This window comes from Mesorhizobium sp. M6A.T.Cr.TU.014.01.1.1 (assembly GCF_004022765.1).
In the GTDB taxonomy this organism is placed as follows: Bacteria; Pseudomonadota; Alphaproteobacteria; order Rhizobiales; family Rhizobiaceae; genus Mesorhizobium; species Mesorhizobium mediterraneum.
This window is the reverse complement of sequence record NZ_RZPG01000094.1, coordinates 1-497: the sequence shown is the minus strand read 5'-3', so window position 1 is coordinate 497 and position 497 is coordinate 1. Positions and strand designations below refer to the sequence as shown.

Here is a 497-nt window from a genome sequence, read left to right as displayed (position 1 = left end):
TGATGGAGGCGATGAATCTATTGCGCGGTGCCGGCTATCTGAAGATCGCGCTGGTGGGCCTGGAGACGGCTCCCGCGTCCAATGCCCCGGCGCCCGCAGCCACTGGTGCGGCGGCGCCATGACGCAAGCGGTCGCCGTGCCCTCGGTCCAGCTGTCGCGCTTCGGTTGGCGCGACCTTGGCTTGTGGGCCGGTGCTGCCGCGCTGGTCCTTGGAGCCCATGTCGCGGTCGCCTATGCAGTGCAGAACCTCACAATGGTCACCGAAGCGGATGGCGGTCCACCCCCCGCGCAGATGATCGAGATGGCACCGATGGTGGTGATGCCGGCCGTGGAAGAGCAGGTCGCCGCGCTGGACGCGGTGACGCCAGATCAGACCGAACCGACACCGACGACCGAGCCGACACCTGAAGAACCGGTCGAAAAGGCCGAGCCGGTTGTCGAGCCGCCGGAAGCGGTCGCGCCAGACGAGACCGAACCCACCCAGACCGAATCTACCC

2 pseudogenes are annotated in these 497 nt (G+C 67.6%); both read left to right on the top strand.

Annotated features, from left to right (window positions below):
- Positions 1-122, top strand: a pseudogene (locus tag EN885_RS34605) (TonB system transport protein ExbD); the annotation flags it as partial.
- Positions 119-497: pseudogene (locus EN885_RS33105) on the top strand (energy transducer TonB); the annotation flags it as partial. The pseudogenes EN885_RS34605 and EN885_RS33105, both read left to right, overlap by 4 nt.